Below are 23,886 nucleotides of genomic sequence, written 5' to 3' on the forward strand. Positions count from 1 at the left end.
TCCGTCGGGCACTCCCCCGCCGTCGACCCCTCCCCTGCCTCCGTCGGGCACTCCCCGCCGTCGCCCACGCCCCGGGCGGCCGGCCGGTTCCGGCCCGGGTCGATAATCGGGCCCGTGACCGATCTTGAGACGCGCGCGGCCCCGGCCCGCACCGGGGCGCTGCGCCGGGCGGCCCCGGCGCTCCTCGGGTACGCGGCCGTCCGCGCCCTGGGCCTCGTCGCCCTGGCCCTGTGGAGCGCGGCGCGCGACAAGAGCGCGTACACGCTGCTGACCGCTCGATGGGACGCGCTCTGGTACACGAGGGTCGCCGAACTCGGCTACGGCTACGAGGTGCGCCTGGCGAACGGGGACGTGCACTCGAACCTCGCGTTCTTCCCGCTGCTGCCCTGGCTGGAGCGGCTGGTGGCGGCGGTGTCCCCACTGTCGTACGCGGACGGCGGTTTCCTCGTCAGCCTCTTCACCTCCCTCGCCGCGGCGTGGGGGATCTTCGCGGTGGCGGACCATGTGTACGGCCGCCGGGCCGGGGTGTGGGCGGTGCTGCTGTGGGCGGTGCTTCCGGTCGGGATCGTGCAGTCGATGGCGTACAGCGAGTCGCTGTTCACGGCGCTCGCCGCGTGGTCGCTGTACGCGGTGGTGACCGGCCGCTGGGTGACCGCGGGCACGCTGGCCCTGCTGGCGGGGCTGACCCGCCCGGTCGGGGTGGCGGTGGTGGCCGCGGTGTGGGTGGCGGGCATCGCCTCCTTCCCACGGGAGCGGCGCGCGGGCGACGACGACGGCCGCGGCCCGCGCACGCGCCGCGTCCTCGGCATGCTGCTCGCCCCTCTCGGCACGGCCGGATACGTGCTGTGGGTCGGCCACCGCACCGGCAAGGGTCCGCTCGGCTATCTCGACGTGCAGGCGGGATGGCGCAACGGGTTCGACGGGGGATACGCCTTCGCCCGGTTCGTCGCCGAAAAGTTCACGTCACTTCCGTCGGCCCTGGCCGGTGCCGGGCTGATCGCCGGGGTCGTGTCCGTCGTTTGGCTGTATGGGGTCGGCGTACGTCAGCGCCAGCCGCTCCCGCTGCTGGTCTACACCGGAGTCGTCACCGCGCTCGCCCTGTGCGCGTCGAGCTACTTCGGCTCGAAACCGCGCCTGCTGATGCCCGCCTTCCCGCTGCTGCTGCCCCTGGCCCTGGCCCTGGCCCGGCTGCGTATGCGCAGGTCAGCGCTGGTGCTCGGGCCGATGGCGGTCGCCTCGGCGGTGTACGGGGCGTTCTGGCTGAACGGCTCGGGTCCGCCCTGACCCGCTGTGAGCGCCGGGAGAATTGCGCACGATGCTCGGGTGAACGAATTCAAAAGCTCAATAAAACCCCCCTCCGGAATGATCAAAGGAATTGAAGGCCACAGGACCCGGCGATTACGGATTCGCTGGAAATGAACCTCCTCCTGAGAGGAATCCCACATCACATCGTCATCACAAAGCCGTTGATTCGCCGGGGATCCGAGCTCACTCGCTGTAACGTCGATTGGGTGCGTACCGAACCGAAGCTCACCCGTCTGGACCGGGTGTTCGCCCGGCTGGACCGTGAGCCGGAACGACCGGCCCACATCGATGTACCGAAGATGAGCAGGCACCGCGTCGTGCTCTTCGCGGCGACCCTGGCCTTCTACGGGGCGATCGTGTGGGCCGTGATCATCACGTCCTGGCTTGTCCGGCTCGACTGGCAGGTCATGTTCTTCCGGCCGTACCAGCAGTGGTCGGAGATCCACTGGTTCGTCGACTACTACGTGGTGCTCGGCCAGCGCGGCCCGACCGCGGTGATGGTCGCGGCCTGGCTCGGCTGGCGCTCCTGGCGGCAGCACACCCTGCGCCCGATGCTCGCCCTCGGCGTCTCGCTGCTCCTGCTGAACATCACGGTCGGCGCCGCCAAGTACGGCATGGGCCGGCTGGGGCCCCACTACGCGACCGTGATCGGCTCGAACGAGATGTGGCGCGGCGGCGATATATTTCCGAGCGGTCACACCGCCAACGCCGTGGTGACCTGGGGAATCCTGGCCTATATGGCCTCCACCCCGAGAGCGCGCCGCTGGCTGTCCGCCATATCGGCGGTGACCTCGCTCGGCGTCGGGATGGCCACCGTCTACCTCGGTACGCACTGGCTGAGCGATGTGCTGCTGGGCTGGGCCGCGGGTCTGCTGATCCTGCTCGCCCTGCCGTGGTTCGAGCCGCTGATCGCCCGTTCCGAGGCCAGGATCTTCGACCTGCGCGACCGCCGGCGGGCCCGCCGGAGCCGTACGGCGTCGGCTGCCGCCCCGGTCAGCGCGCCGCCCGTGGTGGTCACGCCACTGCCCGCCGACCGGGACGATGTCACCGCGCGCACCCCCCGGGCCCCGGTCTACCTGGCGCCGGGACCGCACGCGGCCCGCTCGGAGCGCACGCCGATCACCCCCGCGGGCAGCCGCCGCCCGCCGCACGCGGAGCGGCACCCCCGCGGCTCGGCCTCCTCGGCCCGTCCTCTGGCGGGCGGCTGACCGGGACGGACGGCGGGACCGGCGCGCAGACCCCGTCCCGGCACGGCGAAGGACCCGGTTCCGCAGCGGAACCGGGTCCTTCGCCGTGTCTCAGCCCTTCCAGGCCCGCGCCACCCGGCCGCCCTTCACCTCGAAGTTCAGCCGGCCCACGCGGTACTCCATCGTGATGATCGCCCCCGGCGGCAGCGAGCGCACCGTCGACCAGCCGCGCTCACGCGCGAGGTGTTCGGCCCGGCCGGCCTCCAGGCCGACATAGGTGTCGGGGCTGTCGTCGGGTTCCGTGGAAGGTGTCGGAGTCGGTGCCATGCCGCCACGCTATGTCGTGCCCGGCGACCACGGAAGTCCGGGCCGGTAAGCCTTGCCCCTGTCGCCTCCCCTGTCCGTCCGCTGTCACGCTTCTGTCACAAGATCACGACAGGTGTTTCGGACGCTGTGCGTCACACGGACGAGCGGTTTCCCAGTCCTTCCGCAGGCATTCGATCGTCATTTCCGCGTGTCACATGAGCCCATGGAAAAGCCCGGCGAAAAGTGCCGGGAGAAGTGATCTCAGGGCCCCATTCCATTCCGCACCGCACCGGACCGGCGAAGCCGCCGCCGGACAGGAAATGCACGGCTTCGGCCCGGAGAGGCCGGTACGCACCCTGTCGGAGCGCTCGGTGACGCGAGCATCATGGCGTGAGCTCGCGGGTACGTGTGGCGCGGGCTTCGGCGGGCCCGGGACGCGATGAGCGAAGGGGCGAGCGAGCGATGGGGACGCAGACCGTACAGGCGACGGCGCGGCCCGTGCCGAGGAAGAAGCACGGGCGGGTGGTGGTCGACTGGCTGACCACGACGGACCACAAGAAGATCGGTCACCTCTACCTGATCACGTCGTTCGTGTTCTTCCTGATCGCCGGAGTGATGGCGCTGCTGATGCGCGCCGAACTGGCCCGCCCCGGCCTGCAGATCATCACCAACGAGCAGTTCAACCAGGCGTTCACGCTGCACGGCACGATCATGCTGCTGCTGTTCGCGACGCCGACCTTCGCGGGCTTCGCGAACGAGCTGATGCCGTTGCAGATCGGCGCGCCCGACGTCGCCTTCCCGCGGCTGAACATGTTCTCGTACTGGCTGTTCCTGTTCGGCGGGCTGATCGTGCTCGGCTCGCTGCTGGTGCCCACCGGACCGGCCGACTTCGGCTGGTTCGCCTACGCCCCGCTCAACAGCGCGGAGCGCACGCCCGGCATCGGGGCCGATCTGTGGATCATGGGACTGTCGCTGTCCGGCTTCGGCACGATCCTCGGCGCGGTCAACTTCGTCACCACCATCATCGGGATGCGCGCCCCCGGCATGACGATGTTCCGGATGCCGATCTTCGTCTGGAACACGCTGTTCACGTCGATCCTGATCCTGATGGCGTTCCCGGTGCTCGCGGCGGCGCTGCTGGTGCTGGAGGCGGACCGGCGGTTCGGCTCGCAGGTCTTCGACGCGGCCAACGGCGGTGCGATCCTGTGGCAGCACCTGTTCTGGTTCTTCGGCCATCCCGAGGTGTACATCATCGCGCTGCCGTTCTTCGGCATCATCACGGAGATCATCCCGGTCTTCAGCCGCAAGCCGATGTTCGGCTATCTGATGCTGGTCGGCGCGACGATGGCGATCACCGGCCTGTCGGTGGTGGTGTGGGCGCACCACATGTTCGCGACGGGTGCGGTGCTGCTGCCGTTCTTCTCCTTCATGAGCTTCCTGATCGCGGTGCCGACGGGCGTGAAGTTCTTCAACTGGACCGGCACGATGATCAAGGGCTCGCTGTCCTTCGAGACGCCGATGCTGTGGGCGACGGGCTTCCTGGTGACGTTCCTGTTCGGCGGGCTGACCGGGGTGATCCTGGCGTCGCCGCCGCTGGACTTCCACGTGACGGACACGTACTTCGTGGTGGCGCACTTCCACTACGTCGTCTTCGGCACCGTCGTCTTCGCGATCTTCGCCGGCTTCTTCTTCTGGTGGCCGAAGTTCACGGGGAAGATGCTCGACGAGCGGCTCGGCAAGATCCAGTTCTGGACGCTGTTCGTCGGCTTCCACACCACGTTCCTGGTGCAGCACTGGCTGGGCGCCGAGGGCATGCCCCGCCGGTACGCGGACTACCTCGCCGCGGACGGGTTCACGGCGCTCAACACCGTCTCGTCGATCGGCGCGTTCCTGCTGGGCCTGTCGACGCTGCCGTTCCTCTACAACGTGTGGAAGACCGCCAGGTACGGCGAGAAGGTCGAAGTCGACGACCCCTGGGGCTACGGCCGTTCCCTGGAGTGGGCGACCTCCTGCCCGCCGCCCCGGCACAACTTCACGACGCTGCCCCGGATCCGGTCGGAGTCGCCGGCGTTCGACCTGCACCATCCGCAGTACGCGGCGGTGACTGCGCAGCCCGAACCAGAGCCCCATCAAGCCGGTCCCGAGTCCTCCTGATCGCCTCGATCAGCCCGTCGGGTTCGAGCACCTCGAACTCGAAGCCCAGCATCATCACGTGGATCACCATCACGTCGAGGCTCCCGGCGCCGCAGCGCAGCAGGCAGCTGTCCGGGCCCTCCTCCTCCAGCACCCCGGCGCTGGGCGAGATGTGCGCTGCGGCCTCCTCCAGGGGCGCCAGGAGCCGCACGACGGCGTGGGTGGCGTACACGCGCGTGGAGACGCCCTGGGAGACGTAGGCGGCGAGGTCCTCGGCGGGCGCCTCGCGCGGCTCGAAGCGCGGGCCGTGCGGCGGCCTGGGCGTGATGCGGTCCACGCGGAACGTGCGCCAGTCCTCCCGGTCGAGGTCCCACGCGACCAGGTACCAGCGGCGCTCGGTGCACACCAGGCGGTGCGGTTCGACACTGCGACGGCTCTGGGTGCCGTCGTGGCCGCGGTACTCGAAGCGCAGGCGCTCGGCGTCCCGGCACAGGTGGGCGAGCTCGGTCAGCACGGCCGGGTCGACGGCGTCGGGCACGGGCCCGCGCACCATCGGCACGGTGAAGGCGTTGAGGGCGCCCACGCGCCGGCGCAGCCGGTTCGGCAGGACCTGTTCCAGTTTGGCGAGGGCCCGTACCGAGGTCTCGCCGATGCCCTCGATGCCCTGTCCGGCCGCTGTCCGCAGCCCGATCGCCACGGCGACGGCCTCGTCGTCGTCCAGCAGCAGCGGCGGCAGTTCGGCGCCCGCCCCGAGCTGGTAACCGCCGCCCGTGCCGGGACTGGCGTTGACCGGGTAGCCGAGTTCGCGCAGCCGGTCCACGTCCCGGCGCAGAGTACGGGCGCTGACGCCGAGCCGCTCGGCCAGGTCGGGCCCGGACCACTCGCGGTGGGCCTGGAGCAGGGACAGCAGGCGCAGCAGGCGCGCCGAGGTCTCCAACATGGGGGCGAGTCTGCCAGCCCTTGCGGACAGCCGCTGTCCTCAAGGCTCGTAGGCCAGTTGGGGTACGTCGAAGCAGGTGCGGTTCATGTCCCCCTGGGTGACCCAGCCCTCGCCGTCCTGCCAGCGGGCCACCGACAGGCAGGTCCGGCTGGTCCTGGGCGGCTCGGGGCGCCGCTCGAACTCCACGGGCAGGAGCAGTCCCCCCGCGGTGTACCCCTCGCCGCGGTTCATGTAGGCGTCGACGCACGCGCGCGTGATGCCCGTCCTCGCGCAGGACTTGGCGGCGTCCGTGAACCACCGCGCGGCCGCCCAGCCCTCCAGCTGCCACTGCGAGTGCGTCTTCAGGTCCTTCGTGGCCTCGCGGAACTCCCGTACGGCCCTGTGGCCGGTGTCGTCGAAGTTGCGGCTGGAGCCGGTCGCCCAGAGGACGTTGCGGCAGCGCGGGGCGTCCTTGTAGGCGTCGGCGACGGTGGACGTCCAGTTCTGCACGTTGGTCACCTTGGCGGTGACGTCGGCGCCGGCCTCGTCCATCGCCTGGCACAGCCGGGCGTTGCCGTGGCTGTCGATGGCGTCGAAGACGAGGTCGGCGCCCTGTTCCTTCAGGTCAGCCGCGACGGCGCGGAAGTTGGGCAGGGCGAAGTCGACCTGCTCGGTGACGACCTTGTAGCCCTCGGCGCGCAGGCCCCGTTCGACGAGCCGGGCGTAGGCGGCGGAGGCGGACTGGTTGTAGGAGACGACGGCGGCGGTCCGGGCGCCGTGCTCGCGCTTGAAGTAGCGGTAGACCTCGGTGCCGCCGTACAGCTTGCCGTCCCAGCCGGTGGTGCCGTCGCGCGGCGCGCGGCTGCCGTAGATGCCGTAGAGGTGCGGGTAGGTGTCGTAGGCGCTGCCGATGGGCTGGCCGCCGATGTCGGGCACGCGCGCGCGTGAGACGCGGGAGGCGCCCGCGTAGTCGAAGGCGGTGGTGGCGACCAGGGCGACCACCTCGTCCTCCTCGACCAGCCGGTGCACGCACTCGTTGTTGCCGACGCCGCTGCCGCCGTCGTCGCACAGGCGCACCTCCACGCGGCGGCCGTCGATGCCCCCGCGCGCGTTGAGCCGGTCGAACCACGCCTTGGCGCCGTCGCGCGGGCCGGTGAAGGCGGCGCCGCCGACCGGGCTGGTGGCGCTGGCGATGATGCCGACCCGCAGAGGCGCGGTGTCGCGGGGCGCGGAGGTGCGGTCGTCGTGCTCGAAGTCGCTCTCCGGGAGCCGGCTGCCGCAGGCCGCGCTCAAAGCGAGCAGCAGCACCGCGGCGAGGGCCTCAACAGCCCGGGACCGGCGACGCATTGCCGCTCAGTCGCACCAGCGCGCACAGCGCCTTGGCGGACACCTTCCAGGTGCCGTCCTGCTCGACGGCCGTCCCGGAGGCGTCCGGCAGGGCGGTGGCGCCCTTCAGGGTGAGCGTGTACGTCACGTCCGCCTCGGTCGCCGAGGTGAACTCGATCTTGGTGACCTTCGCCTGAACCTGCCCGCCGCGCTCGTCGCCGCTGAAGGCCTCGAGGACGGGGCCCATCCGGTCGCCGTTCTCCAGGACGGCCTGCTTGTCCTGCGTCGAGGTCTTCGGGTCGAAGAACTTCTGCCAGTTCTGCCTGATCTCCGTCTCGGCCGCGGCCCGGTCCGCCGGCGCGCTGGCCGGTGCGCTCGTGGTCCGGTCAACGGTCGGTTGGGGCGGAGTGGCCTCGCTGCCGCCGTCGTCGTCGCCGCATGCCGCGAGGGCCGGGGCGAGGGCCAGGACCAGGGCGGCCGTGATCGCCGTGCCCCGTCCCGCGGCTCGTGGGCCCCGTGTCGCGTTCCCCCGCCTGAGGTCGCTGCCGAGAACCATCTGGCTCACCACCGGGTGTCGGTCCGGGCCATGCGCGCCCGGTGCTTTCAGGGTCAGCTTCCAAGAGGCATAGTGCAAGCGATCGGCGGACTTGAACAGGCGGCCAGGCGCGTGCCCTGACAACCGACGTGTGGGAGCCAGCGATGCGGACAAGCCGACTGCGGACCGTGCGTCCCGTCCTCTGGGCCGGCTGGGTGGCGCTGGCCGCCGGCGCGGTGCTCTGCGTCATCGGCTGGTACGGCGTCTCCGGGGAGCGCTTCGCCGAACGGCAGCTGCCCTACCTCGCCTCCTGCACGATCCCCGGCGCGGCTCTGATCGTCTCCGGGGCGGTGCTGCTGGCCCACGGCCGGAACTCGGTCGCCGCCGCGCGCGTGGAGGAGTTGTACGGCCTGCTCGTGGCGTCCGAGCCCGACGACGCCGGCCAGGCAGCCGCCGAGACCGGGCAGGCCGCCCTCGCGCCCCTCGCGGTCAGCGGCGAGCTGCTGATGGTGCCGGGCGGCACGCTGTGGCACCGCGCGGACTGCCCGCTGGTCGCGGGGAAGGCGGAGGCGGTTCCGGTGGACTCCAAGCTGGTGGCGAGCGGCGAGCTGGGCCCGTGCCCGATCTGCGAGCCCGCCGAAGAGACCGACTGAGCCCGGCCGATGTCCTCGCTGACGTACGACCTCACCCTGGCCGGCCTGGCGGTCGGCAGCGCGGCGGCGCTGACCGGGATCGGCCTGATCGTGACGTACCGGGCGACCGGCGTGCTGAACTTCGCGCACGGCGCGATCGCGATGGTGTGCGCCTACGCGCTGCGGCAGTGCGTGGCCGAGTGGGGCTGGCCGCTGTGGCTCGGGGCCGCGGTGACGCTGCTGGTGCTGGCGCCGGGGCTCGGTGTCGTGCTGGAACGGTTCGCCTTCCGGCCCCTGGCGGTTCTCGGCGGTGACCCGGCGCAGACGCTGGTGGCGTCCATCGGGGTGTTCGTGCTGCTGGTGGGCGGGGCGGCGCTGCTGTGGGGGCAGGGGGCGCGGGACGACGCGCCGGAGCTGGTGCCGGACGAGCCGTGGGGGCAGCTGGCGGTGGTGCTGGCGCTGGCCGCCGGGGTCGCGGCGACCGTCCGCCGGACGCGGTTCGGGCGGGAGCTGCGGGCCGTGGTCGACGACCGGCAGCTCGCCGTGCTGAGCGGCGTCGACGCGGACCGGGTCGCGGCGGCGGGCTGGGCGTTCGGCTCCTTCACCGCGGGCCTGACCGGCGTACTGCTGGCGCCGTACGTGCGTCTCGACCCGTACGGGCTGCCGCTGCTCGTGATGGAGGTCGTGGCGGTCGCGGTGGCCGCGCGGATGCGGAGCCTGCCGGTCGCGGTGGTGGTGGCGCTGGGCGTCGGGGTGGCGCAGAGCCAGCTGACGCGGCTGCACCCGTCCGGGTGGGGCGCGCCGCTGCTCCAGGCGGCCGGCACGAACCTGTTCGTCGTCGCCCTGCTCGTCGCGGCCCTGGTCCTGCCGGGCGTGGGCACGCGTGACGCGCTGCCGCGCTCGGCCACCGCCCGGGCTCCGACACCGCCCGGCGCGTGGATCGTGGCGGCCGTGCTGTTCCTGCTGCCGCTGGGCCTGGCCGGCCGGGACCTGCACACGTCGATCCAGGTGCCGGCGCTGGCCGTCGTCCTGCTGTCCCTGGTGGTGGTCACCGGCCGCGGCGGCCAGATCTCGCTGGGGCAGGCGGCGTACGCGGGTCTGGGCGCCCTGTTCACCGCGCTGCTGGCGGCGGGCCGTTTCCCGGGCCTGCCGGCCGTGCCGGAGCTGGCGGCCCTCGCGGTGGCGGTCGTCCTGGTCGCACCGCTCGGCCTGCTCACGGGCTGGCCCGCGATCGGCCGCCGGGGCCTGGCGCTGGCGCTGGCGACGTTCGCGGTCGGCGTGGGAGTGAGCCGCTTCGTCTTCGCCCAGCCGTACGCCACGTCGGGCCTGTCGCTGGGCCGCCCGGCGGGTTTCGAGGGGGACCGCGCCTACTACGTCCTGGAGCTGCTCCTGCTGGCGGTGGCGCTGCTGGCGGCGCACGCGCTGCGCCGGGGGCGGACGGGCCGGGCCCTCGCCGCCATGCGGGACCACGAGGCGGGGGCGCAGGCGGCGGGCGTGCGGGTGCCGTCCCTGAAGCTGCTCGCCTTCGTCGCGGGCGCCGCGCTCGCCGCGCTGGGCGGCGGCATGCTCGGCATGGGCCTGCGCGCCTTCGACCCCGCCGCCTACGACCCGGTGCGCGGTCTGCTGTGGTTCGCGGCGGTCGTGGTGCTGGGCGCCGACAGCACCCTCGGCGCCCTCGCCGCCGCGGCCCTTCTGGTCGGCCTGGACGCGGGCACGCGCGGCGGCGTGGCGGCGGCCGTGATCGGCGTCCTGGCGGTCCTGGTGGGGCGCTTCCCCGGCGGCCCGTACGAGGCCCTGCGCACGGCGATGGAACGCCTGCGCCTGCGCCGCAGCCCCGCCCTCACCCCGGCGGGGGTCCGGGCTCGCCGACTGCTGCGCCCGGCACAGCCGCGGGCGGCCCGGACCGCACCGGGGCCCACGGGGGCGACGGCGACACGCGTGGTGCGGGAGGCCGAGGGCACGGGGGTGGACAGGCGTGCCGGCCTCCCGGGGGACGAGAGCGGAACGGCACCGCGCACCGCCGCCGTGGACGGACGGCGAGCGACTCCGGGTGCCGGGCCTGCGGGCCGCGAGGCGCCGGTCCACGGCCCCTCGGCCCCCGCCGCCCCTCGCCCGCCGGCGACTGCGGCGGACGGGACGCCGGGGTCCGCCCCGGTGGACCGCCACGCCCCGCCAGGCGAGGCACGCCCCGCCTGTGCCCGGCCTCCTGCCACTCCAGCGGCCCCGGCAGCGGGCGAGGCGACCGCCGGGCCCTTCAAGGAGCCCCGGCCGCGCGCGGTCGGGGCCCGGCAAGCGCCCCGACCCCCCACCGGCCCGACCCCCACAGCCTCCCCCGTCCTCACCGCCCGCCGCCTCCACGTCCACTACGGCGGCTTCACCGCCCTCGACGGGATCGACCTGGACGTCTCCCCCGGGCGGATCACCGCGGTCGTGGGCCCCAACGGGGCCGGCAAGAGCACCCTGTTCCACTGTCTGGCCGGGACGCTGCGGCCCGCACGCGGATCGGTGCGCCTCGGCGGGCGGGACATCACCGCCCTGCCCGCGCACACCCGCACCCGGCTCGGTGTCGCGCGGACCTTCCAGCAACTGGCCGTCTTCCCGTCGCTGACCGTGACCGAGAACGTCCGGGTGGGCGCCGAACAGGGCCGGGTGACCGACCCGGGCGCCGTGGAGCGGACGCTCAGGCTGCTCGCTCTGGACGGGCCGGTGCGGGCGCTGCCCGCCGCCGGGCTGCCCACGGGGACGCTGCGCCGCGTCGAACTGGCCCGGGCCCTCGCGGGCGCCCCGCGCGTCCTGCTGCTCGACGAGCCCGCCGCCGGGCTCGACACCGCCGAAGTGGCCGCTCTGGCCCGGGTCCTGAAGGCCCTGGCCGCCGACGGCATGTCCCTGCTCGTCGTCGAGCACGATCTGGACCTGGTCGCCGGCCTCGCGGACGTCGTGCACGTGATGACGGCGGGCCGGATCGTCGCCTCCGGCCCGCCCGGACGCGTTCTGGACGCCCTGGGATCGGCGGCCGGGCGATGACCACCGTCTCCCTGCGCCAGGCGCGCGTGCGCTACGGCCCGCTGGAGGCCCTGCACGGCGTGACTGTCGCCGCCCCGGGCCCGGGTCTGACCGTGCTGCTGGGCCGCAACGGCTCCGGCCGCAGCACCGCCCTGCGCGCCCTGGCCGGAACGGTGCCCCTGTCGGGTGGCGCCGTGGTGTGGGACGGCGCCGACGTGACCCGCGTACCGGCATACGAGCGGGCCCGGCGCGGGCTGTGCCTGGTGCCGGAGCGGCAGGCCGTGTTCGGCTCGCTCACCGTGCGCGAGAACCTCGAACTCGCCGCCCCGGACCACGGCCCGGCCCTCGACGCCTATCCGCAGCTGCGGCCCCTGCTGGAGCGGCGGGCCGGCACCCTCTCCGGCGGGGAGCAGCGCATGCTCGCCCTGTCCCGGGCCCTGCTGGCCCGCGCGCGCGTGGTGCTCGTCGACGAGCCCGCCCAGGGCATGTCGCCGTCGGTCGCCGCCCGCACCTACGGGCTGCTGAGCGCGCTCGACGCGTGCGTGGTGGTCGCCGAGCAGCGCCTGCCGCCCGCCCTGCGGGACCGACCGGTCCTGGTGTACGAACTGCGCCGTGGGGCCGTGGTGTTCGCCGGGGAGGCGAGCGAGCTCGGACCGTGAGCCGAAGACGCGCCGAGGCCCCGTCCGGCCGGCCGGACGGGGCCCGCGTGTCCCGGCGGGCGGGAGCGGCTCAGATGTCGAGGCGCAGGCCGGGCACGATCACGTCGGGATCGCCGCCGATGGCGGCCTCGTTGGCGGCGTAGAGGTGCTGCCAGCTGGTCCCGTGCCGGGCGGCGACAGCGCTCAGCGTGTCGCCCTCGCGGACGGTGTAGTCGCCGCGGGAGGAGCCGCGGTCGGGGTGTGCCGTGGAACGCGCCGGTGCCTTCGAGGACTTCGCCGGAGCGGGCTTGGCGGAGGTGACGGAGTCGGCCGCGGACGCCGCGGGTGCGCTGCCGCTCGCCCCGGCGCGGGCCGAGCAGGTCGGCCAGGCGCCCCAGCCCTGGGCGCGCTGGACCTTGGTGGCGACGGCGATCTGCTGGGACTTGCTCGCCTGGTCGGCGGTGGGCGCGTACGCGGTGCCGCCGTAGGCGCGCCAGGTGGAGGCGGCGAACTGGAGTCCGCCGTAGTAGCCGTTGCCGGTGCTGATGTGCCAGTTGCCGCCGCTCTCGCACTGGGCGATGCGGTCCCACACTCCGCTGTCAGCCGCCGCGGCGTTTCCGGTCGCGGCCAGCAGTCCGAGGGGCGCGAGCAGTGCCGCGCCGGCGAGGACCGCCGTCGTACGAACCTGGTTCTTCCGAGCGTTGTCGCGCGTGGTATCGGCACATTCGGACATGTAGTTCCCTCTCGAAACACCCGGGGTCCCCCAAGGCGGAACGCCACGGCCCGCGCCATGGGGCGCGTGGGTCGCGCTCGCCCCGTCCGCCGGTGTGGCACTGCGCGTGGTTCCGGAGAATCACGCGGCCGGCGGACGTACCCGAGCGGTGCTCGCTGCACACGGCGGAGGAATCTAAGGAGTTGACAGGCCGTCATCAACCAGTTGCCCGTCGTGCCAGGCCAGTTCCCCGATACCTCGGGTAACGGCTATTTCCGGACACCCACTTCATTCCTGGATTTCCTGATATATCGACCAACCGGCCCGACAGCCTGTGACCCACCTCACCACCTCAACGCCCTTTGCAGACCACGGACTTGACGGTGAGTACGCGATTCCGCGCCGAGCGTGACCCTGTGCGCTGGATGGTTCGATTCCATTCGCTCTGGGGCGTGACTCCCGCCACAGGGCGCCCGTTGTCTCCTTCATGAGCCGGGCCCCACCCGGACACGGGCCGGGAGCCACCCGGTCTTGCCACGCACCGCATCCCGAGGGAGTCACCCGTGCCGCGCATGCTCGACGTCAGCGACGAGGTACGCGCCGAGATCGGCGACGAAGAAGCCGACCGCCTGCTCGCCGGAGAGACCGCCCCGGGCAGTTACGACTGCACGTCCTGCCGCACTCCGGGCAACTCCGAGCAGGAGCGCACCAGCACCGTCCTGTTCATCGGGGACGAGACCGCCGTCCTCGCCTTCGCCCACGCCGGCTGCCTGCCCTCGCAGGTCGTCCAGGTCACCGAGGAACAGCTCCGGGGCGCCGTCAAGTCCATCACCGGCGACCCCGTCGACCTGGAGCCCGACAAGGTGGTGCCCGAGCAGGCGGTGCTCGGCGTGACGAGCGGGCTCGTGCTGATCGCCGGGGAGCTGCACCCGGCCCTGGTGGTGGAGCCGACCGCGCCCATCGCCCGGCCCGGCACCACGGGCTCCGGCGACGACTACCTGCCGCTGCTCATCGAGCAGGGCTTCATGCCGCTGACCGAGCTGTCCGCCGTACCGCCCGTGCTGCACGGCTGGTCGGTGCTGCTCGCCATGGGCCGGCTGCACGCGGTGCTCCAGCCGGGCGGCAACGGCGGCCAGCCGGTGGCCTGGTGGCAGGCGCATGAGCCGCTCCAGGTCACCGAGGGCTGGCGCGCGGCCGCGAACAAGCACCAGCAGGTGCTGATGCTCGCCGCGCCGGTCGGCTCGATCGGCCGCCAGCCGCGCGAGGACCTGCTGCGGGACGCGCTGGACAAGGCGGCGGCGACCGGAAAGCTGGTCGCCGCCGCGCTGCCGCTGGCCGGCACCTGAGCTGTGCGTCACCCGCGCGGACCGCACCCCCGCGAAAGCCGTACCCGGGCCGCATCCCTTGACCCGCGGGGTCGTTTGGACATACGTGCACGCATACGACGTTCCCCGCCGCCAGTCCTACTCGTCGATCCCCTCCGCACGGTCGGCTCAGGACTCCCAGGGCGGCCCATCGGCCACGCCGATCTACGACGCGCTCTACGCCGAGTACGTCAAGTCCTTCCGCGCACTTCCCGGCGACCGCAGCGGCGAGGAGAAATTCGGCTTCACCGCCTTCGGGAACATCCCGCGCGGTACGGTCTCGTACGGCAGTTCGCACAGCAGCTCGTACAGTGCCTACAGCGCGGGGGCCCAGAGCGCCCGCCAGGCCGCCGGGCAGCAGCCGCAGTGGCAGCGCGTCGGGGCCATCGGCTCGCACGGCACGGGGATGCACCACGTGCCGGCCGCCCTGCCTCCGGGCCGTCGCAGCGGCGCCTGAAACGAGCACCGTACAGCGGAAGGGCGGCCCCGGCTGGGGCCGCCCTTCCGCTGTTTCCTGCTACTTCTTCTTCGCGCCGCGCTTCTCGCGCACCCGCACCGAGATGTGGATCGGCGTCCCGTCGAAGCTGAACTCCTCGCGCAGGCGACGCTCGATGAAGCGCCGGTAGCCCGCCTCGATGAAGCCGGACGCGAACAGCACGAACCGCGGCGGCTTGGTGCCCGCCTGCGTGCCGAACAGGATGCGCGGCTGCTTGCCGCCCCGGACCGGGTGCGGATGGGCGGCGACCAGCTCGCCGAGGAACGCGTTCAGCCGGCCCGTCGGGACCCGGGTCTCCCAGCCCGCCAGGGCCGTCTCGATCGCCGGGACCAGCTTCTCCATGTGGCGGCCGGTGCGCGCCGAGACGTTGACGCGCGGGGCCCATGCCACCTGGCCCAGCTCGGTCTCGATCTCCCGCTCCAGGTAGTAGCGGCGCTCCTCGTCGAGGGTGTCCCACTTGTTGAAGGCGAGGACGATCGCACGGCCCGCCTCGACGGCCATGGTGACGATCCGCTGGTCCTGCACCGAGATGGACTCGGAGGCGTCGATGAGGATGACCGCGACCTCCGCCTTCTCGACGGCGGCTGCGGTGCGCAGCGAGGCGTAGTAGTCGGCACCCTGCTGGAGGTGGACGCGCTTGCGGATGCCCGCCGTGTCGACGAACTTCCAGGTGACACCGCCGAGTTCGATCAGCTCGTCGACCGGGTCGCGGGTGGTGCCCGCCTGCTCGTTGACGACGACGCGCTCCTCGCCCGCCACCTTGTTCAGCAGCGAGGACTTGCCCACGTTCGGGCGGCCGATCAGGGCGATGCGGCGCGGACCGCCGATGCCGCCCCCGCCGAACGTCTCGCGCGGCGCCTCCGGCAGCACCTCCAGGACCTGGTCGAGCATGTCGCCGGTGCCCCGGCCGTGCAGCGCCGAGACCGGGTGCGGCTCCCCCAGGCCCAGCGACCACAGGTAGGCCGCGTCGGCCTCGCCGCTCGGGCCGTCCACCTTGTTGGCGCACAGCACGACCGGCTTGCCGGCCTTGCGCAGCAGCCGGACGACGGCCTCGTCGGTGTCGGTGGCGCCGACCTTGGCGTCGACGACGAAGACCACCGCGTCGGCCGCGTCGATGGCGTACTCGGCCTGGGCGGCCACGGAGGCGTCGATACCGAGGACGTCCTGCTCCCAGCCGCCGGTGTCGACGACCTTGAAGCGGCGGCCCGCCCACTCGGCCTCGTAGGTCACACGGTCGCGGGTGACACCGGGCTTGTCCTCGACGACGGCCTCGCGGCGGCCGATGATCCGGTTCACCAGGGTCGACTTGCCGACATTGGGGCGGCCCACCACGGCGAGGACGGGCAGCGGGCCGTGCCCGGCCGCCTCGATCGCGCCCTCGACGTCCTCGAGGTCGAAGCCCTCCTCCGCGGCGAGCTCCATGAACTCCGCGAACTCGGCGTCGCCGAGCGCCCCGTGGTCTGGCTCGGGCGCGCCGTCGTGCGCGTCCGAGCCGTCGGGCTGGATCTGGTCGTTCATGAAGTCCGTACCTCGTCGTTCATCGTGGTGGTCGGTGGAGTACCCGCTGTCTCGCGGGCTGATCCACTACTCAGTCTTGTCTAGCGCCCGGTGAAGCGCCTGGCGTTTTCCAGGTGGGCGGCGAGCTGCTTCTGGATACGCCCGGTCGCCTCGTCCAGCGCCGTGCGCGTACGGCGCCCGCTGCCGTCACCCGCCTCGAAGGGCTCCCCGAAGACGACGTCGACGCGGGACCGCAGCGGAGGCAGCCCCTTTATCAACCGTCCCCGCTTCTCGGAACTTCCCAGCACCGCGACCGGCACGATCGGGGCGGCGCTGCGCACCGCGAAGTACGCGAGCCCCGCGCGCAGCGAGGCGAAGTCGCCCTCGCCCCGGGTCCCCTCCGGGAAGATGCCGAGCACGCCGCCGTTCTCCAGCACGCCGAGCGCCCGGGTGATCGCCGAACGGTCGGTGGTGTCGCGGTCCACCTTGAGCTGGCCGATGCCGGTCAGGAACGGGTCGAGCGGGCCGATGAACGCTTCCTTCTTGATCAGGAAGTGCGTCGGCCGGGGCGCCACGCCCATGACCATCGGGCCGTCGATGGCGTGGGAGTGGTTGACGGCGAGGATCACCGGGCCGGTCGTGGGCACCCGCCAGGCGCCGAGCACGCGCGGCTTCCACAGCCCGTACATCAGGCCGACGCCGATGCGCCGCCCGACGTCGGCACCCCGTAGTGAAGGCAGCTGGTCGGTCACTTCCCGGCCCGCTTCTCCTCGACGAGGGTGACGACGCACTCGATGACCTGGGCCAGCGTGAGCTCGGTGGTGTCCACCTCGACCGCGTCGTCCGCCTTGGCCAGCGGCGAGGTCTTGCGGCTGGAGTCGGCCGCGTCCCGCTTGATCAGGGCCTCGCGGGTGGAGTGCACGTCGGTGCCCTTGAGTTCACCGCTGCGGCGGGCGGCACGCGCCTCCGGGGAGGCGGTGAGGAAGATCTTCAGGTCGGCGTCCGGCAGCACCGTCGTGCCGATGTCACGACCCTCGACCACGATGCCCCGGGCCGCGGAGGCGGCGATCGAGCGCTGGAGCTCGGTGATCCGGGCCCGCACCTCGGGCACCGCGCTGACCGCGCTGACCGTGGAGGAGACCTCCTGGGTGCGGATCGGGCCGGACACGTCCACGCCGTCGACCGTGATGGTCGGCCCCTCCGGGTCGGTGCCGGAGACGATCTCCGGCTTGCCCGCGGCGGCGGCGACGGCGGACGGGTCGTCGGTGTCGATGCCGTTGTTCACCATCCACCAGGTGATCGCCCGGTACTGGGCGCCGGTGTCCAGGTAGCTCAGGCCGAGCTGGGCCGCCACGGCCTTCGACGTGCTCGACTTGCCGGTGCCGGCGGGACCGTCGATGGCGACAATCACTGGCGTGGCGCTTTCCACAGTGGGGGACCTTCCTGGACCGGGCTGGCGGGGTGAGGGCGCGACTGCCCCGCACAAGGTTACTGGGTGCGGGTCACTCGTCCGGCCGCGCGTCGGTCAGCCACCTCCAGCATGCCCTACTGCCGGATCGCCCAGCCCCGCTCCCGCAGCGCGGCACTCAGCACGGGTGCCGCCTTCGGCTCCACCATCAGCTGCACCAGACCGGCCTGCTGCCCGGTCGCGTGCTCGATGCGCACGTCCTCGATGTTGACGCCGGCCCTGCCCGCGTCCGCGAAGATCCGGGCCAGCTGTCCGGGCTGGTCGTCGATGAGCACGGCCACGACCTCGTAGGCCCGCGGGGCGGATCCGTGCTTGCCGGGGACCCGGACCTGCCCGGCGTTGCCACGCCGCAGGACGTCCTCGATGTTGGTGGTGCCGTCGCGGCGCTTGTCCTCGTCGGAGGACTGCAGGGCGCGCAGGGCCCGCACGGTCTCCTCCAGGTCGGCGGCGACGTCCGTGAGCAGGTCGGCGACCGGCCCGGGGTTCGCGGAGAGGATGTCGATCCACATGCCGGGATCGGAGGCGGCGATCCGGGTCACGTCCCGGATGCCCTGCCCGCACAGCCGTACGGCGGCCTCCTCGGCGTGCTCCAGGCGCGCGGCGACCAGGCTGGAGACCAGGTGGGGCATGTGGGAGACCAGAGCGACGGCCCGGTCGTGGGCGTCGGCGTCCATCACGACCGGCACGGCACGGCAGTGCGAGACCAGCTCCAGGGCGAGGTTCAGCACCTCGGTGTCCGTGTCCCGGGTCGGAGTCAGCACCCAGGGGCGGCCCTCGAAGAGGTCGCCGGTCGCGGCGAGCGGGCCGGACTTCTCACGGCCGGACATGGGGTGCGAGCCGATGTAGACCGCGAGGTCGAGGCCGCGTGCCTCCAGCTCGCGGCGCGGCCCGCCCTTGACGCTGGCGACGTCGAGGTAGCCGCGCGCCACACCGCGGCTCATGGCGTCGGCGAGCACGTCGGCCACGTGTGCGGGCGGGGCGGCGACGATCGCCAGGTCGACGGGCCCGTCCGGCGCCTCGTCCGTGCCGGCGCCGAGCGCGGCGGCCGTCCGGGCCTGCTCCGCGTCGTGGTCGGCGAGGTGCACGGTGACGCCCCGCTGGGACAGGGCCAGGGCGGCGGACGTGCCGATCAGCCCGGTCCCGATGACGAGTGCGGTCCTCACTGGGCGATGTCCTTGCGCAGGGCGCCCGCGGCGCCGAGGTAGACGTGCGCGATGTCGGCACGGGGCTTGTCGGACTCGATGTGCGCGAGGACACGGACGACACGCGGCATGGCGCCCTCGATGTCCAGTTCCTGGGCACAGATCAGCGGGACGTCGACGATGCCGAGCTTGCGGGCGGCGGCCGCCGGGAAGTCGCTGTGCAGGTCGGGCGTGGCCGTGAACCAGATGCTGATCAGGTCCTCGGCGGTGAGGTCGTTGCGCTCCAGGATGGCCGTGAGCAGGGCTCCGACCTGCTCGTCCATGTGCCCGGCCTCGTCCCGTTCGAGTTGGACGGCGCCCCGGACCGCTCGTACCGCCACGGCGTTGCTCCTTGCTGACGTACATGTCGCTGGTGTCGCGCTGTGCGACAAGCCTAGTCAGCTCACGCGGCCGGGGTGCACGGCGCCCATGCGATGAGACACCGGCATTGCCGCCTCTTGGGTATTTTCGGTGCCAAGATGCAGAGAATTCCGATTTACCTCCTTTTGCACCTTCGGAGTGACGACATGGCCTACGAGACCACACGCCGCACGGTCCTCCTCGCGACGGGCGCCACGGGCGCGGTGGCACTCGTCGCTGCCTGCGGCGGGGGCGGCGACGACAACGGCTCCACGTCGACGAGCTCGCCCACCGGGCGGGAGACGGCCGGACGGGAGACGGCCGGGCGGGATCTGGCCTCCACGGACGAGATCCCCGTCGGCGGCGGAAAGATCTTCAAGGAAGAAGAAGTCGTGGTGACCCAGCCCGAGCAGGGCCGGTTCAGGGCCTTCTCGGCGATCTGCACCCACCAGCGCTGCACGGTGGCGTCCGTCGCCGACGGCACCATCAACTGCGCCTGTCACGGCAGCAGGTTCCGCATCGCCGACGGCTCGGTGGCCGGCGGCCCGGCGACGCGGCCGCTGCCCGCCGAGAAGATCGCCGTGGAGGGAAACTCGGTCCGCCTGACGTGAGCGACACCGCCCGGCCGGGCCCCTGGTCAGGCGTCCCAGAGCGCCCCGAGGGTCAGCAGGTCGCTCCGGTACTCGACGCGGTCGGCCCACGCGCTCGGCCAGGCCTCGGCGCCCAGGTACGCACCGGCGAAGGCGCCGGCCAGGCAGGCGACGGAGTCCGAGTCGCCGGCGGTGCAGGCGGCGCGGCGCAGGGCCGTGAGCGGCTCGTCGGCGAAGAGCAGGAAGCACAACAGCCCGGTCGCCAGGGCCTCCTCGGCGATCCAGCCCTCCCCGGTGGCCAGGCACGGATCGGTCTCGGGCGAGACCGTGCCCACAGCGTGCTCAAGGCGGTCCAGGATCGCCAGGCACTCGTCCCAGCCGCGCGCGATGAACTGCTCGGGGCTCGCGTCCTGGGCCAAGCGCCACAGGCCGCCGAGCCAGCGCTCGTGGTAGTGGCTGCGGTTCTCCAGGGCGTACGAGCGGAGCACACCGACCAGCCCGGCCGGCTCGGCGCCCTGCGCGAGCAGCCGTACGGCGTAGGCGGTCAGGTCGGACGCGGCGAGCGCGGTGGGGTGCCCGTGGGTGAGGGCGGACTGCAACTGGGCGGCGCCCGCGCGCTGTTCGTCGCTCAGGCCGGGGACCAGCCCCAGGGGCGCGACACGCATGTTGGCGCCACAGCCCTTGGAGTGGATCTGACTGGCGTCCTGCCAGGGGCGGTCCGCGTGTTCCAGCAGGGCGCAGGCCCGCAGACACGTGTCGCCGGGAGCGCGGTTGTTCTCCGGAGAGCGGTTCCAGGCGATGAACTCCTGCCGCACGGCCTCGGCCATCCCCTGGGGCTCGAGTACGCCCCGGTCCATCGCCGTCCGGATGCCCCGCCCCAGCGCCAGCGTCATCTGCGTGTCGTCGGTGACGAGCGCCGGTGCCGGCAGGTCCAGCCGCCGCCACGGACCGAACCTGGCGACGATCGTCGGCACATCGCTGAACTCGGTCGGATACCCCAGCGCGTCCCCCAGGGCGAGGCCGGTCAGCGCTCCGGTGGCGGCTTGCTTGTCGACGAGCGTGGTCATGTCAGAAATCCTTCCGTCCCCGCGCCGGAAGACACGGGGAACTCACGGCACTCGGGGCGTCCGCGTCAGCCTAGAGATCGACTTCCTGCATCAGCATGCCGACCTCCGTGTTGGACAGCCGCCGCAGCCAGCCGGACTTCTGGTCGCCGAGGGTGATCGGGCCGAAGGCGGTGCGCACCAGCTTGTCGACCGGGTAACCGGCCTCCGCGAGCATCCGGCGCACGATGTGCTTGCGGCCCTCGTGGAGGGTGACCTCGACGAGGTAGTTCTTGCCGGTCTGCTGGACGACCCGGAAGTGGTCCGCGCGGGCGTAGCCGTCCTCCAGCTGGATGCCGTCCTTGAGCTGCTTGCCCAGGTCGCGCGGGATCGGGCCGACGATGTGCGCGAGGTAGGTCTTCTTCACGCCGTACCTGGGGTGAGCCAGCCGGTGGGCCAGCTCGCCGTGGTTGGTGAGCAGGATGACACCCTCGGTCTCGGTGTCGAGCCGCCCCACGTGGAAGAGCCGGGTCTCGCGGTTGGTGACGTAGTCACCGAGGCACTGCCGCCCCTCCGGGTCCTCCATGGTGGAGACGACCCCGGCGGGCTTGTTCAGCGCGAAGAACTGGTAGCTCTGCGTGGCGACGGTCAGTCCGTCGACCTTGATCTCGTCCTTCTCCGGGTCGACCCGCCGCCCCTGCTCCAGCACGATCTCACCGTTGACCTCGACGCGGGCCTCGTCGATCAGCTCCTCGCAGGCCCGCCGGGAGCCGAAGCCCGCGCGCGCGAGGACCTTCTGGATCCGCTCGCCCTCCTGCTCGGCACCCGGGAAGGTCTTCGGGAGCTTGACCTCCTTCTTCCCGGCGTACCGGTCGCGGTTGCGCTCCTCGATCTGCGCCTCGTACTCGCGCGGGCGCGCCGGGGCCGTGCGACCGCCCTTCTGGGGCGCCTTGGGCCCGCCCTTGGCGCCACCGCGCGCAGCGCCGCCGCGCCCGGCCTTGGGGCCGTCCTTCGTCGCTCCGGGGCCCACGTCGTAGCGGCGCTCCTCCGGGCGGGGCTTGCGGGGGCGGCCCTGCCCCTGCTTCTGGTCCCTGTCGTTGCCGGCGCCGCGGTGGTTACCGCGCCCGCCGCTCTTGCCGCTGCCGCTGCTTCGCATCAAAGTTCCGTCTGGTCGTCTTCGTCGTCGGTACCCGGGGTGACCGGGCGGCGACCCGGCACGTCGTCATCAGGCGCGTCCGGGTCGAACGACGGTACGCCTTCCTGGGTCTCGGCCTCGATCGCCTCCGCCTCCGGGAGGAAGGGCGCGAGTTCCGGGAGCTCGTCCAGACCGCGCAGGCCCATCCGCTCCAGAAAGTAGTTCGTCGTCGTGTACAGGATCGCACCTGTTTCGGGTTCCGTGCCCGCCTCCTCGATCAGACCGCGCTGGAGGAGGGTGCGCATGACGCCGTCGCAGTTGACTCCGCGTACGGCGGAGACCCGGCTGCGGCTGACCGGCTGCCGGTAGGCGACGACGGCCAGGGTCTCCAGGGCGGCCTGGGTGAGGCGGGCCTGCTGGCCGTCCAGCACGAAACGCTCGACGGCGGGCGCGTACGCGGCGCGGGTGTAGAACCGCCAGCCGTTCGCCACGTACCGCAGTTCGAAGCCGCGGCCCTGGACGGTGTACTCGTCGGCCAGCTCGCGCAGCGCGTCCGCGATCTGCCGCCGGGGCCGGTCGAGGATCTTCGCGAGGTGCTCCTCGGTCGCGGGCTCGTCCACGACCATGAGGACGGCCTCCAGCGCGGGCTTGAGATCGAGGTCGGCGACGGCACGCGGCCCGGCCGGGACCTCGGTGGCTTGATGGCTCATGCCTTCTTCTCCTCCTTCGGCGGCTCGGGCGGCCGGTCGAACTCGTCGGTGACGGTCGGTGTCTCGTCCCCGTCCCCGCCGGTCCACCGCACGAGCAGCTCGCCGAGCGCGGTCTCCTGTTCCAGCGCGACGGCCTTCTCGCGGTACAGCTCCAGCAGCGCGAGGAACCGGGCCACGACGGTCAGTGTGTCGTCGGTGTCCTCGACGAGGTCCCGGAAGCTGGCCTCGCCGAGCTCCCTGAGCCGGGCGACGACGATCTCGGCCTGCTCCTGCACGCTGACCAGCGGGGCGTGGATGTGGTCGACGTACACCTGCGGCTTGGGCTTGGGCTGCATCGCCTTCACGGCGAGCCTGGCGAACCCTTCCGCGCCGATGCTGATGACCACCTCGGGCAGCAGCTCGGCATGGTGGGGCTCGAGCCCGACGGTACGCGGATAGCGCCGGGCCTCGTCGTCGAGCCGCCCGCTGAAGATGTCGGCGATCTGCTTGTACGCGCGGTACTGGAGCAGCCGGGCGAACAGCAGGTCCCGGGCTTCGAGCAGCGCGAGGTCGCCCTCGTCCTCCACCTCGGCGGCGGGCAGCAGCCGGGCCGCCTTCAGATCGAGCAGCGTGGCCGCGACGACGAGGAACTCGGTCGTCTCGTCCAGATCCCAGTCCGGCCCCATCGCCCGGATGTACGCCATGAACTCGTCGGTCACCTTCGACAGCGCGACCTCGGTGACGTCCAGCTTGTGCCGGGAGATCAGCTGAAGCAGCAGATCGAAGGGCCCCTCGAAGTTGGCGAGCCGGACCTTGAAGACCCCGTCATCGCTGACGGCACCTCCGGCCGAGGCGATGCCCCCCGGCTCGCTCCGGCCCTGCGGGGCCAGCGCTCCGGGTGCCGCCCCGGCTTCGGCCAGGACCTGCGGAGGAACGGCCCCGACTGCCGGCTCCAGAACGGCGACCTCGGCAGCGGCCCCAGCGGCGGACGCGAGCGCCCCGTGCCGGGACCCGGTCTCGACGGACTCGGCGGCCGGATCTACGACCTCGGCCGCAGCCACCGGCCCGGGGGCGTGATGCTCAGGCCCCACCGCAGGATGACCGGCCTCGGGCCCGGACGCGTCGTCCCCCTTGGGGGAAACGCCCTCACGGCCCGCCCCGGGAACGGCAGGCCCGGCCGCACGCTCCGGTCGGAGCCTTACGGTCGCTGTCCCCGGCTCGACAGGGACCTGTCGCTCCCGACCGCCGGGCGACTCCTCGGCAACCACCCCATGCCCGCCGACAGCCGCCTCCGCGGACCCGACGCCCGACCCGGGCTCGACCACGTCCGTCGGCTCGACCGGCAGAGCCACCCGCTCGACAGGGAC

Annotated in this window: 22 protein-coding genes and 1 pseudogene; 9 read left to right on the forward strand and 14 right to left on the reverse strand. The window is 72.7% G+C overall.

Annotated features, from left to right (window positions below; all coding sequences use genetic code 11):
* Positions 1 to 114 precede the first annotated feature (114 nt).
* Both HDA41_RS08415 and HDA41_RS08420 read left to right on the forward strand, forming a co-directional pair.
* Positions 115 to 1,284 carry a putative hexosyltransferase gene (locus tag HDA41_RS08415; RefSeq protein WP_184982157.1) on the forward strand — a complete coding sequence of 390 codons (1,170 nt, stop codon included), beginning with the start codon at positions 115 to 117 and terminating at the stop codon, positions 1,282 to 1,284.
* 227 nt (positions 1,285 to 1,511) lie between these two features.
* Positions 1,512 to 2,513 carry a phosphatase PAP2 family protein gene (locus tag HDA41_RS08420; RefSeq protein ID WP_184982159.1) on the forward strand — a complete coding sequence of 334 codons (1,002 nt, stop codon included), beginning with the start codon at positions 1,512 to 1,514 and terminating at the stop codon, positions 2,511 to 2,513.
* Between the two features lie 90 nt (positions 2,514 to 2,603).
* Here HDA41_RS08420 and HDA41_RS08425 read toward each other — a convergent pair whose 3' ends face one another.
* Positions 2,604 to 2,819 (reverse strand): I78 family peptidase inhibitor, encoded by a 216-nt coding sequence (locus HDA41_RS08425; protein ID WP_184982161.1) that lies wholly within the window; start codon positions 2,817 to 2,819, stop codon positions 2,604 to 2,606.
* A gap of 441 nt (positions 2,820 to 3,260) precedes the next feature.
* Between HDA41_RS08425 and ctaD the strand changes: the two are divergent.
* A pseudogene (ctaD, locus tag HDA41_RS08430) lies at positions 3,261 to 4,832 on the forward strand (aa3-type cytochrome oxidase subunit I); the annotation flags it as partial.
* Here the strand turns inward: ctaD and HDA41_RS08435 are convergent.
* From HDA41_RS08435 to HDA41_RS08445, 3 genes are read right to left on the reverse strand one after another with little or no spacing between them, the layout of a single operon-like run.
* Positions 4,831 to 5,871 carry a helix-turn-helix transcriptional regulator gene (locus HDA41_RS08435; protein WP_184982163.1) on the reverse strand — a complete coding sequence of 347 codons (1,041 nt, stop codon included), beginning with the start codon at positions 5,869 to 5,871 and terminating at the stop codon, positions 4,831 to 4,833. The pseudogene ctaD and the gene HDA41_RS08435 overlap by 2 nt on opposite strands.
* Positions 5,872 to 5,910: 39 nt before the next feature.
* Positions 5,911 to 7,197: an ABC transporter substrate-binding protein gene (locus HDA41_RS08440; protein WP_184982165.1), complete on the reverse strand. Its 1,287-nt coding sequence runs from the start codon at positions 7,195 to 7,197 to the stop codon at positions 5,911 to 5,913.
* Positions 7,172 to 7,732 carry an MTB12 C-terminal domain-containing protein gene (locus HDA41_RS08445; RefSeq protein WP_184982167.1) on the reverse strand — a complete coding sequence of 187 codons (561 nt, stop codon included), beginning with the start codon at positions 7,730 to 7,732 and terminating at the stop codon, positions 7,172 to 7,174. The genes HDA41_RS08440 and HDA41_RS08445 overlap by 26 nt, the downstream gene beginning before the upstream one ends.
* A 143-nt stretch (positions 7,733 to 7,875) precedes the next feature.
* Here HDA41_RS08445 and HDA41_RS08450 point away from each other — a divergent pair, with 143 nt between their 5' ends.
* From HDA41_RS08450 to HDA41_RS08460, 3 genes are read left to right on the forward strand one after another with little or no spacing between them, the layout of a single operon-like run.
* Positions 7,876 to 8,364 carry a hypothetical protein gene (locus tag HDA41_RS08450; protein ID WP_184982169.1) on the forward strand — a complete coding sequence of 163 codons (489 nt, stop codon included), beginning with the start codon at positions 7,876 to 7,878 and terminating at the stop codon, positions 8,362 to 8,364.
* 9 nt (positions 8,365 to 8,373) lie between these two features.
* Positions 8,374 to 11,367, forward strand: coding sequence for an ABC transporter permease subunit (locus HDA41_RS08455; protein WP_184982171.1), 2,994 nt, complete (start codon positions 8,374 to 8,376; stop codon positions 11,365 to 11,367).
* Positions 11,364 to 12,005 carry an ABC transporter ATP-binding protein gene (locus HDA41_RS08460; RefSeq protein WP_184982173.1) on the forward strand — a complete coding sequence of 214 codons (642 nt, stop codon included), beginning with the start codon at positions 11,364 to 11,366 and terminating at the stop codon, positions 12,003 to 12,005. The genes HDA41_RS08455 and HDA41_RS08460 overlap by 4 nt, the downstream gene beginning before the upstream one ends.
* Before the next feature lie 70 nt (positions 12,006 to 12,075).
* Here HDA41_RS08460 and HDA41_RS08465 read toward each other — a convergent pair whose 3' ends face one another.
* A complete protein-coding gene (locus tag HDA41_RS08465) occupies positions 12,076 to 12,717 on the reverse strand; it encodes a LysM peptidoglycan-binding domain-containing protein (protein WP_184982175.1) in 642 nt (213 codons plus the stop codon).
* A 542-nt stretch (positions 12,718 to 13,259) separates the two neighbouring features.
* Between HDA41_RS08465 and HDA41_RS08470 the strand changes: the two genes are divergently transcribed.
* A complete protein-coding gene (locus HDA41_RS08470; RefSeq protein WP_184982177.1) occupies positions 13,260 to 14,042 on the forward strand; it encodes a DUF8842 C-terminal domain-containing protein in 783 nt (260 codons plus the stop codon).
* 85 nt (positions 14,043 to 14,127) lie between these two features.
* Positions 14,128 to 14,517, forward strand: coding sequence for a hypothetical protein (locus HDA41_RS08475; RefSeq protein WP_184982179.1), 390 nt, complete (start codon positions 14,128 to 14,130; stop codon positions 14,515 to 14,517).
* Between the two features lie 60 nt (positions 14,518 to 14,577).
* Here the strand turns inward: HDA41_RS08475 and der are convergent, their stop codons facing one another.
* The 5 genes from der to aroH all read right to left on the reverse strand — a co-directional run bounded on the left by der (position 14,578) and on the right by aroH (position 19,043).
* On the reverse strand, positions 14,578 to 16,074 hold the full coding sequence (gene der / locus HDA41_RS08480) for a ribosome biogenesis GTPase Der (protein WP_184982181.1): 1,497 nt from the start codon (positions 16,072 to 16,074) through the stop codon (positions 14,578 to 14,580).
* A gap of 80 nt (positions 16,075 to 16,154) precedes the next feature.
* Entirely contained in the window at positions 16,155 to 16,844 is a 690-nt protein-coding gene (locus HDA41_RS08485; RefSeq protein ID WP_184982183.1) for a lysophospholipid acyltransferase family protein, read from the reverse strand.
* Positions 16,802 to 17,482, reverse strand: a complete 681-nt coding sequence (gene cmk, locus HDA41_RS08490; protein WP_184982185.1) for a (d)CMP kinase — start codon at positions 17,480 to 17,482, stop codon at positions 16,802 to 16,804. Before cmk ends, HDA41_RS08485 begins: the two co-directional genes overlap by 43 nt.
* Before the next feature lie 116 nt (positions 17,483 to 17,598).
* Positions 17,599 to 18,684 (reverse strand): prephenate dehydrogenase, encoded by a 1,086-nt coding sequence (locus tag HDA41_RS08495; protein WP_184982187.1) that lies wholly within the window; start codon positions 18,682 to 18,684, stop codon positions 17,599 to 17,601.
* Complete coding sequence (gene aroH, locus HDA41_RS08500; protein WP_184982189.1) at positions 18,681 to 19,043, reverse strand: chorismate mutase; 363 nt, start codon at positions 19,041 to 19,043, stop codon at positions 18,681 to 18,683. The genes HDA41_RS08495 and aroH overlap by 4 nt, the downstream gene beginning before the upstream one ends.
* A 186-nt stretch (positions 19,044 to 19,229) precedes the next feature.
* Here aroH and HDA41_RS08505 point away from each other — a divergent pair, with 186 nt between their 5' ends.
* Positions 19,230 to 19,673 carry a Rieske (2Fe-2S) protein gene (locus HDA41_RS08505; protein WP_184982191.1) on the forward strand — a complete coding sequence of 148 codons (444 nt, stop codon included), beginning with the start codon at positions 19,230 to 19,232 and terminating at the stop codon, positions 19,671 to 19,673.
* Between the two features lie 26 nt (positions 19,674 to 19,699).
* Here HDA41_RS08505 and HDA41_RS08510 read toward each other — a convergent pair whose 3' ends face one another.
* The 4 genes from HDA41_RS08510 to HDA41_RS08525 all read right to left on the reverse strand — a co-directional run bounded on the left by HDA41_RS08510 (position 19,700) and on the right by HDA41_RS08525 (position 23,610).
* On the reverse strand, positions 19,700 to 20,719 hold the full coding sequence (locus tag HDA41_RS08510; RefSeq protein WP_184982193.1) for an ADP-ribosylglycohydrolase family protein: 1,020 nt from the start codon (positions 20,717 to 20,719) through the stop codon (positions 19,700 to 19,702).
* 70 nt (positions 20,720 to 20,789) lie between these two features.
* Positions 20,790 to 21,851: a pseudouridine synthase gene (locus tag HDA41_RS08515; RefSeq protein ID WP_184982196.1), complete on the reverse strand. Its 1,062-nt coding sequence runs from the start codon at positions 21,849 to 21,851 to the stop codon at positions 20,790 to 20,792.
* Entirely contained in the window at positions 21,851 to 22,540 is a 690-nt protein-coding gene (gene scpB / locus HDA41_RS08520) for an SMC-Scp complex subunit ScpB (protein ID WP_184982198.1), read from the reverse strand. The genes HDA41_RS08515 and scpB overlap by 1 nt, the downstream gene beginning before the upstream one ends.
* Positions 22,537 to 23,610 (reverse strand): segregation and condensation protein A, encoded by a 1,074-nt coding sequence (locus HDA41_RS08525; protein WP_230299586.1) that lies wholly within the window; start codon positions 23,608 to 23,610, stop codon positions 22,537 to 22,539. The genes scpB and HDA41_RS08525 overlap by 4 nt, the downstream gene beginning before the upstream one ends.
* Positions 23,611 to 23,886 lie beyond the last annotated feature (276 nt).

It is taken from the genome of Streptomyces caelestis (assembly GCF_014205255.1).
GTDB classification, from domain to species: domain Bacteria; phylum Actinomycetota; class Actinomycetes; order Streptomycetales; family Streptomycetaceae; genus Streptomyces; species Streptomyces caelestis.

Excerpts from the sequence above, each read along its gene's own strand:
- der (WP_184982181.1), bottom strand. The coding sequence starts at position 16,074 with ATGAACGACCAGATCCAGCCCGACGGCTCGGACGCGCACGACGGCGCG.
- HDA41_RS08515 (WP_184982196.1), bottom strand. The coding sequence starts at position 21,851 with ATGCGAAGCAGCGGCAGCGGCAAGAGCGGCGGGCGCGGTAACCACCGC.
- HDA41_RS08455 (WP_184982171.1), top strand. The coding sequence starts at position 8,374 with ATGTCCTCGCTGACGTACGACCTCACCCTGGCCGGCCTGGCGGTCGGC.
- HDA41_RS08435 (WP_184982163.1), bottom strand. The coding sequence starts at position 5,871 with ATGTTGGAGACCTCGGCGCGCCTGCTGCGCCTGCTGTCCCTGCTCCAG.
- HDA41_RS08445 (WP_184982167.1), bottom strand. The coding sequence starts at position 7,732 with ATGGTTCTCGGCAGCGACCTCAGGCGGGGGAACGCGACACGGGGCCCA.
- HDA41_RS08425 (WP_184982161.1), bottom strand. The coding sequence starts at position 2,819 with ATGGCACCGACTCCGACACCTTCCACGGAACCCGACGACAGCCCCGAC.
- HDA41_RS08450 (WP_184982169.1), top strand. The coding sequence starts at position 7,876 with ATGCGGACAAGCCGACTGCGGACCGTGCGTCCCGTCCTCTGGGCCGGC.
- scpB (WP_184982198.1), bottom strand. The coding sequence starts at position 22,540 with ATGAGCCATCAAGCCACCGAGGTCCCGGCCGGGCCGCGTGCCGTCGCC.
- HDA41_RS08440 (WP_184982165.1), bottom strand. The coding sequence starts at position 7,197 with ATGCGTCGCCGGTCCCGGGCTGTTGAGGCCCTCGCCGCGGTGCTGCTG.
- HDA41_RS08465 (WP_184982175.1), bottom strand. The coding sequence starts at position 12,717 with ATGTCCGAATGTGCCGATACCACGCGCGACAACGCTCGGAAGAACCAG.
- HDA41_RS08505 (WP_184982191.1), top strand. The coding sequence starts at position 19,230 with ATGGCCTACGAGACCACACGCCGCACGGTCCTCCTCGCGACGGGCGCC.
- HDA41_RS08510 (WP_184982193.1), bottom strand. The coding sequence starts at position 20,719 with ATGACCACGCTCGTCGACAAGCAAGCCGCCACCGGAGCGCTGACCGGC.
- HDA41_RS08460 (WP_184982173.1), top strand. The coding sequence starts at position 11,364 with ATGACCACCGTCTCCCTGCGCCAGGCGCGCGTGCGCTACGGCCCGCTG.